At 73.3% G+C, this 10,225-nt stretch carries 8 protein-coding genes; 3 read left to right on the top strand and 5 right to left on the bottom strand.

Features of this window, described 5'->3' with window-relative positions:
* Positions 1-46 precede the first annotated feature (46 nt).
* The 5 genes from V5O40_RS27135 to V5O40_RS27115 all read right to left on the bottom strand — a co-directional run bounded on the left by V5O40_RS27135 (position 47) and on the right by V5O40_RS27115 (position 6,695).
* Positions 47-916 carry a hypothetical protein gene (locus tag V5O40_RS27135; protein ID WP_332908092.1) on the bottom strand — a complete coding sequence of 290 codons (870 nt, stop codon included), beginning with the start codon at positions 914-916 and terminating at the stop codon, positions 47-49.
* A gap of 135 nt (positions 917-1,051) precedes the next feature.
* Complete coding sequence (locus V5O40_RS27130; RefSeq protein WP_332908091.1) at positions 1,052-3,121, bottom strand: 3-hydroxyacyl-CoA dehydrogenase NAD-binding domain-containing protein; 2,070 nt, start codon at positions 3,119-3,121, stop codon at positions 1,052-1,054.
* 50 nt (positions 3,122-3,171) lie between these two features.
* Positions 3,172-4,386 (bottom strand): thiolase family protein, encoded by a 1,215-nt coding sequence (locus V5O40_RS27125; RefSeq protein WP_332908090.1) that lies wholly within the window; start codon positions 4,384-4,386, stop codon positions 3,172-3,174.
* Between the two features lie 317 nt (positions 4,387-4,703).
* Positions 4,704-6,023, bottom strand: coding sequence for a ribonuclease D (locus V5O40_RS27120; RefSeq protein WP_332908089.1), 1,320 nt, complete (start codon positions 6,021-6,023; stop codon positions 4,704-4,706).
* Between the two features lie 99 nt (positions 6,024-6,122).
* A complete protein-coding gene (locus V5O40_RS27115; protein WP_332908088.1) occupies positions 6,123-6,695 on the bottom strand; it encodes a DUF3000 domain-containing protein in 573 nt (190 codons plus the stop codon).
* Between the two features lie 162 nt (positions 6,696-6,857).
* On the opposite strand from V5O40_RS27115, the gene hemE reads away from it, so the two are divergent.
* Genes hemE through hemQ form a run of 3 tightly spaced genes read left to right on the top strand, consistent with a single transcriptional unit; the run spans position 6,858 to position 10,065 of the window.
* Positions 6,858-7,955 carry a uroporphyrinogen decarboxylase gene (hemE, locus tag V5O40_RS27110; RefSeq protein ID WP_332908087.1) on the top strand — a complete coding sequence of 366 codons (1,098 nt, stop codon included), beginning with the start codon at positions 6,858-6,860 and terminating at the stop codon, positions 7,953-7,955.
* A gap of 5 nt (positions 7,956-7,960) precedes the next feature.
* Positions 7,961-9,367, top strand: coding sequence for a protoporphyrinogen oxidase (gene hemG / locus V5O40_RS27105; RefSeq protein ID WP_332908086.1), 1,407 nt, complete (start codon positions 7,961-7,963; stop codon positions 9,365-9,367).
* Positions 9,364-10,065 (top strand): hydrogen peroxide-dependent heme synthase, encoded by a 702-nt coding sequence (gene hemQ / locus V5O40_RS27100; protein ID WP_332908085.1) that lies wholly within the window; start codon positions 9,364-9,366, stop codon positions 10,063-10,065. The genes hemG and hemQ overlap by 4 nt, the downstream gene beginning before the upstream one ends.
* Positions 10,066-10,225 lie beyond the last annotated feature (160 nt).

Genomic DNA, 10,225 nt, shown 5'->3' with positions numbered 1-10,225 from the left:
AACAGGGCTGGCGGGGTCTCCTCCGCAGCCCTGTTGCCGGCTGCGGTCAGTCCCGCTGCTGGATCTGGCTGCGGATGGTGACGAACTCGGCCTGGGCGTCGGCGCGGGACGAGAAGAACATCACGATCAGCCCGACGCTGCCCCGGTCGGCCCAGGTGCAGACGCCCAGCGGTACGTCCTCGGTCAGGCCGTCGCCGCACTTCGCCTCACCACCGAGCGGACCCGGGTCCACCGAGGTCATGTTGCTGAGGCCCAGGTCGGCGGAGAGGCCCTGGACCGCCGCGTCGAGTTCCTGCTTGGGGTCGGACATCAGGCCGGACGCGCCTGCGATCATGACAAGGTCCTCGGCGGCCGGGTCACCGTAGAAGGCGCCCACCGCGCTGGTCTCGTTGCTCACCGTCGAGCGGATGTCGCGAACCATGTCGTCGGCCGCCTGCTGCAACTCGGGGTCGGTGTTCTTGGGTCGGCCGGCCAGGGTGGCCGGGGCGACCATCCGGGTCCGGGTGGCGTCCACGGCCTCGCTGACGTCGTCCTTGACCGCGAACCAGATGGCGGTGCCACCGCCGACGCAGAGCACCAGCAGGACCGCGAGAACGATCAGCACGATCATCCCGACCCGCGACTTCTTCTTCGGCGGACCGGCCGGCGCGGGGCCGGGGAATCCAGGGCCGGGAAATCCCTGACCGGCCTGCCCCGGCCCGGCTGGCGCAGGACCGGCGGGGTACGGCTGGCCGGGTGGTGGGTAGGCGCCGGGCGGCGGATAGGTGCCGGGCGCCGGTTGGCCGGGTTGCTGCGGCGGCACCGGCTGGGCCCCGGCCGATGGGTACGGGGCGGAATCTTGCTGGGGGTACCCGCCCGGGGGCGGGTACGTACCGGCGGGCGGCGGGTTCTGGTGCTCGTCCGAGGGGTGGGACATGCGGTCAGCTCCTGGGGTTCGGGTGGATCGGTCATCGTAGCCAGGTGTCGCATCCGCACCAGCAGCACCACGAGAAAACGATCGCGGTGGCCACCTCGTCGGGTGACCACCGCGATCGGTGTCGTTCGTCGCCGCTCAGCCGGCCAGGCTGGCCGCGCCGGGTGGCAGGAACCGCTTGCCGGTGACCCGCTCGCTGGTGCCGGTCCGGTCCAGGTACGGCGTGACGCCGCCCAGGTGGAACGGCCAACCGGCACCGAGAATCATGCACAGGTCGATGTCCTGCGCCTCGGCCACGACGCCCTCGTCGAGCATCAGCCGGATCTCCTGCGCCAGCGCGTCCAGCGCGTTCTGGCGTACCTGCTCCTCGGTGAGCGGCTGGTCGCCGACCACCAGCAGCTTCGCCACCTCGGCGTTGATCTCGTCGTCGACGACGATCGGCTGGCCGGAGTCGGCGATCCGCTTGAGGTTCTCACTCACGCCGAACCGGTCCGGGAACGCCGCGTGCAGGGTGCCGCCCACGTGGTACGCAACGGCCGGCCCGACCAGTTGGAGCAGGGCGAGGGGGCGCATCGGCAGACCCAGCGGGTCGAGCGCCCGGTTCGCCACCTCCAGCGGGGTGCCGGCGTCGACGGCGGCGAACACGGTGCCCAGGAAGCGGGTGAGCAGCCGGTTCACCACGAACGCCGGGGCGTCCTTCACCAGCACGCTCGACTTCTTGAGCTGCTTGCCGACCGCGAACGCGGTGGCCAGGGTGGCGTCGTCGGTCCGCTCGCCCCGGACGATCTCCAGCAGCGGCAGCACCGCGACCGGGTTGAAGAAGTGGAAGCCGACGACCCGCTCCGGGTGCTCCAGCTCCGCCGCCATCTCGGTGATCGACAACGACGACGTGTTGGTGGCGAGGACCGCCTCCGGCTTGACGATCTTCTCCAGCTCGGCCCAGACCTGCTTCTTGACGTTCAGGTCCTCGAAGACCGCCTCGATGACGAAGTCGGCGTCGGCGAAGACGGACTTGTCGACCGAGCCGGACACCAGGCCGTACAGCTTCGCGGCCGTGCCCTTGTCCATCCGGCCCTTGCTGACCGCCTTCTCGATCTGGGTGTGCACGTAGCCCACGCCCTTGTCGACCCGCGACTGGTCCAGGTCGGTCAGCACGACCGGGACCTGGAGGCGGCGGGCGAACAGCAGCGCCAGCTGGCTGGCCATCAGACCGGCACCGACGATGCCGACCTTCGTGACCGGGCGGGCCAGGCCCTTGTCCGGCGCGCCGGCCGGCCGCTTGGCCCGCCGCTGCACCAGGTCGAAGGCGTACAGGCCGCTGCGCAGCTCCTCGGAGAAGACCAGGTCGGCCAGGGCCTCGTCCTCCGCGGCGGTGCCGGTGGCGAAGTCGGCGTCCTTCGCCGTCTCCAGCAGGTCGAGCGCCTGGTACGCGGCCGGAACCGCGCCGTGCAGCCGCTGGTCCAGCGTCTGCCGGGCGAAGTACAGCACGCCGGCCCACATGTCCTTGTCGACCTCGGGCCGGGTCACCTCGACCTGCCCCCGGACGACACCGGCGGCCCACTCAAGGGACCGCTCCAGGAAGTCGGCCGGCTCCAGCAGCACGTCCGCGATGCCCAGCTCGGCGGCCTGCTTCGGCTTGAGCATCTTGTTCTGCATGAGCGGGTTCTGGATGATCACCTGAGTGGCGGCCGGGATGCCGATCAGGTTCGGCAGCAGTTGGGTGCCGCCCCAGCCCGGGATCAGACCGAGGGAGACCTCCGGCAGCGCCAGCGCCGTCGCGCCGGCCGACAGGGTCCGGTAGTGGCAGTGCAGGGCCAGCTCCAGACCGCCGCCCATCGCCGCGCCGTTGACGAAGGCGAAGGTCGGCACGGAGCTGTCCTTGAGCCGGGCGAAGACCCGGTGACCCAGCCGGCCGATCTCCAGCGCCTGCTCGCGGTCCGCGAGCTGCGGCAGGCCGGTGATGTCCGCGCCGACGCAGAAGATGTACGGCTTGCCGGTGACCGCGATGAACGCCGGGTCGGCCGCGAGCGCGGCGCTGATCGCCTCGTCGAGGCTGGTCAGGCCGCCGGGGCCGAAGGTGTTCGGCTTGGTGTGGTCGAATCCGTTGTCGAGGGTGATCAGGGCGGCCGGACGGTCCAGCCCCGGCACGTTCACCTGCCGCAGCAGTGCCCTGGTGACGACCTCGTTCGGTGCGGCGAGCGCGCTCACTGAATCTCCCTCGTTCCCGACTGCGGGGCTCGCAAGCTCACTCCTCGCGCTCACTTGTCTCCACCCTCCGTCTGCGCGGACCCGGTCCAGTGCGGGTTCTCCCAGATGACCGTGCCGCCCATGCCGATGCCGATGCACATGGCGGTGATGCCGTAACGGACCTCGGGGTGCTCGGCGAACTGCCGGGCGAGCTGGGTCATCAGCCGTACGCCGGAGGAGGCGAGCGGGTGACCGATCGCGATCGCGCCGCCCCACGGATTCACCCGCGGGTCGTCGTCGGCGATGCCGAAGTGGTCGAGGAAGGCGAGCACCTGCACGGCGAACGCCTCGTTCAGCTCGAACAGGCCGATGTCGTCGATGGTCAGGCCGGCGATGCGCAGCGCCTTCTCGGTCGACGGGATCGGGCCGACCCCCATCACCTCCGGCTCGACGCCGACGAAACCGTACGAAACCAGCCGCATCGCCACCGGCAGGCCCAGCTCGCGGGCGGTGGCCTCGTCGGCGAGCAGGCTGGCGGTGGCGCCGTCGTTCAGGCCGGCCGCGTTGCCCGCGGTGACCTTGCCGTGCGGACGGAACGGGGTCTTGAGGGTGGCGAGCTTCTCCATCGAGGTGTCCCGGGGTGCCTCGTCCACCGTGGCCAGGCCCCAGCCGTTCTCCTCGTCGCGGATCGCCACCGGCACCAGGTCGTCCTGCAGCTTGCCGTTGGCGTACGCCTTCGCGGTCTTCTGCTGTGAGGCGAGGGCGAACGCGTCGGTGCGCTGCTTGGTGATGTGCGGGACCCGGTCGTGCAGGTTCTCCGCGGTGGCGCCCATCACCAGCGCGGACGGGTCGACCAGCTTCTCGGCGATGATGCGCGGGTTGGGGTCGACGCCCTCGCCCATCGGGTGGCGGCCCATGTGCTCGACGCCACCGGCGATCGCGATGTCGTAGGCACCCATGGCGATGCCGCCCGCGACGGTGGTCACGGCGGTCATCGCCCCGGCGCACATCCGGTCGATGGCGAAACCCGGAACGGTCTTGGGCAGGCCCGCCAGCAGTGCGGCGGTGCGGCCGATGGTCAGGCCCTGGTCGCCGATCTGGGTGGTGGCGGCGATCGCCACCTCCTCGACCCGCTCGGGCGGCAGTTGCGGGTTACGGCGCAGCAGTTCGCGGATGCAGCGGATCACCAGATCGTCGGCGCGGGTGTTGGCGTACATGCCACCCGCCTTGCCGAAGGGGGTGCGGACACCGTCGACGAAGACGACATCCCGGACTTCACGGGGCACGATGAGCCTCCTATTCGACCACGATCCGGCTCGTCGCGCCGCAGGCGCACGACGGACCGGACAAAGGTCGCCAGCACTGGCGTTTCCCCGATGCTACTCGCCAGTAATAACCCTCGCGCCACCTCCCCCTGTAACCCACCCCACACCCACCCACCCACCCACCCACCCACCCACCCACCCGGCCGCCGCCCAATCAGCACTGCGGTGATCAAGCGGTTCGCGTCAGCGACACGCCGTGCGGCTGACGCGAACTTCTTGATCACCGGGGTGGGAACCGGCGGGCGCGGCGGGCGCGGCGGGGGGGGGCGGGTGGTGGGTCAGGGGGTGGGGGTGAGGGCGGTGGGGAGGTGGGGGAGGAGGAGGGCGATCTGCCACTCGCGGGCGTGGTGGGCGCGCAGGGCCTCGGCGACGGTCGCGTCGGTGATCTCCTCGGGCGGCTGCCAGGCGACCCGGCGGATGGTGTCGGGCGAGATCAGGTTCTCCGGGGGCAGGTTGTGCTCGCCGGCCACCCGCAACACCACCTCCCGGCAGCGGGTCAGCCTGCCGGCGGCAACCGGGTCCCGCTCGGCCCACCGGTGCGGCGGGGGTGGACCCTCCACGGTCGGCGCCACCGGTAGGGCGTCGTCCGGCAACTGCCGCGCGTCATCCAGCGCCGCCAGCCAGGTACGCGCCAGCCGCCGCACCGACCGACCACCGAAGCCGGGCAGGGTGAGCAGCGCCTTCTCGTCTCTCGGATCCAACTCCGCCGCCGCGACGATGGCCGAGTCGGGCAGCACCCGGCCCGGTGCCGAGTCCCGCCGAGCCGCGATCTGGTCCCGGGCGTACCACAGGGAACGGACCCGGGCCTGCGCCCGCGCGCCCCGGACCCGGTGGATCCCGGACGTCCGTCGCCACGGTTCGGCGCGTACCCGGGGCGGTCGGGCGCCGCTGGCCACGAGCGCGGCGAACTCCTCCGCCGCCCACTCGGACTTGCCCTGCCGGGTCAGCTCCGCGTCGAGCGCGTCGCGCAGGTCGGTCAGCAGTTCGACGTCCAGCGCGGCGTAGGTCAGCCAGGACTCGGGCAGTGGCCGGTTCGACCAGTCCGCCGCGGAGTGGTGCTTCTCCAGGCTGAATCCGAGCAACTGCTCGGTGAGGGCGGCGAGACCCACCCGCTCGAAGCCGGCCAGCCGCGCCGCCAGCTCGGTGTCGAACAACCGGCGTGGCCGCAGTCCCAACTCCGCGAGGCAGGGCAGATCCTGGTTCGCCGCATGCAGCACCCACTCCGTCTCGGCGATCGCGGCGTCGAGGGCGCTCAGGTCGGGCAGCGGCAGGGGGTCGATCAGCGCGGTACCGGCACCGGCGCGGCGCAGCTGCACCAGGTACGCGCGCTGGCTGTACCGGTAGCCGGAGGCGCGTTCGGCGTCCAGGGCCACCGGGCCGGCACCGCTGGCGAATCGCGCCACCACCTCGGCGAGCTGATCCGGGGTGGCGACTGGTTCGGGGGTGCCCTCGCGGGGCGCGGTCAGCGGCACGGACTCGCCGCCGGTGGGCTCGGTCCCCGCGTCCGAGGGCTCCGACCGCGCCGACGGCGGGTGCTGCGTGTCGTTTCCCGTACGGCTTGCGGCGGCCCGACGGCGCAGGGGTGGTTCGTCGGTCACCTGCCAACCCTAGTGCGCGAGTGGATCGAGTGCCGCCACCCGCCCCGCCGCGTGTCGGCCGCCCGGCCGGGACCGGCGGGGTCGGCACCGGGTCGGCCCTCAGCCGGTGGCGGCTGGGCGGCGCTCCGGCAGGGCGGTGACGCCGGGCGGCGGCAGGCCGGCGGTGGAGGCCAGCAGGGTGCACCAGGCGTCCAGGTGGGCAGCGAGGTCGACGCCGGTCGGTGTCCAGGAGGCGCGGATCTCCACGTCGCCGGTCGCGGGCGGGCCGGCCAGCTCACCGAACCGGGTCGACATCGTCTGCGTGATCGTCCCGCCGATGGCCCGGTACCCGGCGTCCTGGGCGTCGAGAGCGTCGGTGAGCCAGGTCCATCCCACCCCGGGCAGCAGCGGGTCGGCGGCGAGGTCCACCTCCATCTCGGCGGTCACGTAGGTGACCAGCCGCAGCGTGCCCTGCCACGCCTCGTGTCCCGCCGGATCGTGCAGCAGGATCAGCCGCCCGCTGGCCACCTCGTCGCCGTCGCGCAGCACGGCCGCGGAGAGCGCGAAGGAGTAGGGGGCCAGCCGCTGGGGTGCCCCCACCTCCTCCAGCAGGATCTCCGGCCGGGGCGTCGCCGACCGGAGCCCCGCGACCGCGCGGGCGAACGTGTCCGGAAGCGCGATCGGGGGGGCCATGCCCCGCAGCCTAAGCCGCCGTACCGGTTCGGTCGCGTCGGCACGCCGAGATCGGCACCCCGATGATCCACGACTGTCGACGGCGTTGGGTCTTTCCCTTCCACGTCACAAAGGTGGCGGTGGGCGGGGGGTGGCGATCGGCCGCGTGGCACGATTGCCGCGATGACCACCGACACCACGGGCACCGCCGCCCGAGACGACGAATCCCGCCCCGGCGGGCCCGCTGATTCGCCCTTCGTGCGGGCGTGCCGCCGCCGGCCGGTTCCGCACACCCCGGTCTGGTTCATGCGCCAGGCGGGCCGGTCGCTGCCGGAGTACCGCGAGATCCGGGCCAACGTGGCGATGCTGGAGTCCTGCCGCCGGCCCGACCTCGTCACCGAGATCACCCTTCAGCCGGTTCGCCGGCACGACGTGGACGCGGCGATCCTGTTCAGCGACATCGTGGTGCCGGTGGCCGCCGCCGGGGTCGATCTGGACATCGTGCCCGGCACCGGTCCGGTGGTGGCCGAACCGGTGCGGACCGCCGCCGACGTCGAACGGATCCGGCCCATCGGGCGCGACGACGTCGACTACGTCGACGAGGCGGTCCGGCTGCTGGTCAAGGAGCTGGGCGACACCCCGCTGATCGGCTTCGCCGGGGCCCCGTTCACGCTGGCCAGCTACCTGGTGGAGGGTGGTCCGTCGCGTACCCACGCCAAGACCAAGGCGCTGATGCACGGTGAGCCGGAGCTGTGGCACGCCCTCGCCGGCCGGCTGGCCGAGGTGACCCTGGCGTTCCTGCGGGTGCAGATCGAGGCCGGTGTGTCGGCGGTGCAGCTGTTCGACTCGTGGGCCGGCGCGCTCTCCGAGGCCGACTACCGCCGGTTCGTGCTGCCCCACTCGACGAAGGTGTTGACCGGGCTCGCCGACACCGGTGTGCCCCGGATCCACTTCGGGGTCGGCACCGCCGAACTGCTCGGCGCGATGGGCGAGGCCGGCGCCGACGTGGTCGGCGTCGACTGGCGTACGCCGCTGGACGTCGCGACCCGCCGGATCGGGCCGGAGCGGGCGGTGCAGGGCAACCTCGACCCGACCCTGCTGCTGGCCCCGTGGCCGGTGGTGGAGACCGAGGTGCGCCGGATCCTGGCGCAGGGCCGGGCCGCGCCGGGGCACGTGTTCAACCTCGGTCACGGCGTGCTGCCGGAGACCGACCCGGAGGTGTTGACCCGGGTGGTCGCCCTGGTGCACGAGCTGTCCACGCGACCGGTCGACCGGGGCTGACCGCCGTGCCGAGGCGGCGGGTGGCGGTGGTCGGCGGCGGTGTCGCCGGCCTGGCCGCCGCGGTGCGGCTGCGTGACCGCGCACCCGCCGACGTCGACATCACCGTGTACGAGCAGTCCGGCGCCCTCGGTGGCAAGCTGCGCACCGGCGAGTTGGCCGGCGGGCCGGTCGAGTTCGGCGCCGAGTCGTTCCTGATGCGCGACCCGGCCGGCGGGGAGTCCGCCGCCGTCGCCCTGATCCGCCGGCTCGGCCTGGCGGGACGGATCGTGCACCCGAGCGTCGGGCAGGCGGCGTTGGCCGTCGACGGCGGGCTGCGCCCGATCCCGGGCGGCACGCTTGTCGGCGTACCCGGTGATCTGGAGAAGGTGGCGGCGGTGGCGCGGCCGACGCCGGAGGCCGACCGCGACGGCGGTGGGCCCCTGCTCGGTGCCGACCAGGACATCGCCGTGGGGTCACTGGTCCGCGCGAGGTTCGGTGACGAGGTGGTCGACCGGCTGGTCGACCCGATGCTCGGCGGGGTGTACGCGGGCCGCGCCGACGACCTGTCCCTGGTCACCACCATGCCGGCGCTGGCCCGGGCCGCCCGGGTGGAACACACGCTGCTGGCGGCCGTGCGCGCGGCGCAGGCCGCCGCGCCGCGCGCCCCCGGTGAGCCGGTCTTCGGCACCCTCGACGGCGGGCTGAGCACCCTGGTCGACGCGGCGGCGGCGGCCAGCGGCGCGACGGTCCACCGCCACGCGGCGGTCCGCGAACTCACCCCGACCGGCGCCGGCTGGCGGCTGACCGTCGGTCCGACCCGCGACCCCGAGCACGTCGACGTGGACGCGGTTGTGCTGGCGGTGCCGGCCCGGCCGGCGGCGCGGCTGCTCGCCGACGTCGCCCCGGAGGCGGCGACGGAGATCGGCGGGCTGGACTACGCGAGCGTCGCGCTGGTCACCCTGGCGCTGCCCGGAGCAATGCTGCCGGACCTCTCCGGCTTCCTGGTGCCCGCCACCGAAGGGCTGCTGGTCAAGGCGGCCACCTTCTTCACCACCAAGTGGGGGCACCTGCGCCGGCCGGACGGGTTGGCCCTGGTGCGCGCCTCGGTCGGCCGGTACGGCGACGAGGAGCAGCTCCAGCGCCCCGACGAGGACCTCGCCGCGACCGTGCACCGGGAAGTGTCGGCGGTGCTGGGTGCGCCGCTGCCCGCCCCGGTCGCCGGGCACGTGCAGCGCTGGGGCGGCGCGCTGCCGCAGTACACCCCCGGTCATCTCGACCGGGTGGTCGCCGCCCGTTCGGCGCTGCGGGCGGCACATCCGACGCTGCGGCTGGCCGGTGCCGGCTACGACGGGGTCGGCATCCCGGTCTGCGTCCGCTCCGGTGAGACGGCGGCCGAGGAGATCATCACGGCACTGGAAGGATCGGGGAGATGACCGAGCAGAGCAACGCGGCCCGACTGAAGGAACTCAACTCCACCATCCGCTACACCATGTGGTCGGTGTTCCGGGCCAGCGCGCCGCTGCCGTCGCTGCGGGACAACGTCACCGGCGAGGTCGAGTCGCTGATCGAGGAGTTGGCCGGCAAGGACGTGGTGGTGCGCGGCACCTACGACGTGTCCGGGCTGCGCGCCGACGCCGACCTGATGGTCTGGTGGCACTCCGCGTCGAGCGACGCGCTCCAGGACGCGTACCTGCGGTTGCGGCGGACCGCCCTGGGCCGGGCGATGACCCCGGTCTGGTCGCAGATGGCGCTGCACCGGCCGGCCGAGTTCAACAAGAGCCACATCCCGGCGTTCCTGGCCGGCGAGGAGGCCCGCGCCTACCTCTGCGTCTACCCGTTCGTCCGGTCGTACGACTGGTACCTGCTGCCCGACGCCGAGCGGCGGGAGCTGCTCGCCGAGCACGGCCAGATGGCCCGCGGCTACCCGGACGTACGGGCCAACACGGTCGCCTCGTTCGCGCTCGGCGACTACGAGTGGATGCTGGCCTTCGAGGCCGACGAGTTGCACCGGATCGTCGACCTGATGCGTGACCTACGAGCCTCCCGCGCCCGACTGCACGTCCGCGAGGAGGTGCCGTTCTACACCGGTCGCCGCCGCTCGGTCGCCGACATCGTCTCCGCACTGGCCTGAGGCGCCGGCCGGCTGGCCGGTGCTGGCGTGCCGAGCTGGCCGGCTGATCCGGGCGGGGCCGCGCCCGCGGGCGGGTGGGGCGGCCCCGGCCGGGGGCAGGGGGGGGCGGGGGAGGGCCCCGGTGGTGGGGTCGGGCGGCGGGCGGGGGCCCGGGAGCCCA

It is taken from the genome of Micromonospora palythoicola (assembly GCF_036689795.1).
Taxonomy (GTDB): Bacteria; Actinomycetota; Actinomycetes; order Mycobacteriales; family Micromonosporaceae; genus Micromonospora; species Micromonospora palythoicola.
This window is presented reverse-complemented; position numbering and strand designations above follow the sequence as displayed.

What these genes read in the sequence shown, in the direction of transcription:
- V5O40_RS27135 (WP_332908092.1), bottom strand. Translation starts at nt 916, where the DNA reads ATGTCCCACCCCTCGGACGAGCACCAGAACCCGCCGCCCGCCGGTACG.
- V5O40_RS27115 (WP_332908088.1), bottom strand. Translation starts at nt 6,695, where the DNA reads ATGGCCCCCCCGATCGCGCTTCCGGACACGTTCGCCCGCGCGGTCGCG.
- hemE (WP_332908087.1), top strand. Translation starts at nt 6,858, where the DNA reads ATGACCACCGACACCACGGGCACCGCCGCCCGAGACGACGAATCCCGC.
- hemQ (WP_332908085.1), top strand. Translation starts at nt 9,364, where the DNA reads ATGACCGAGCAGAGCAACGCGGCCCGACTGAAGGAACTCAACTCCACC.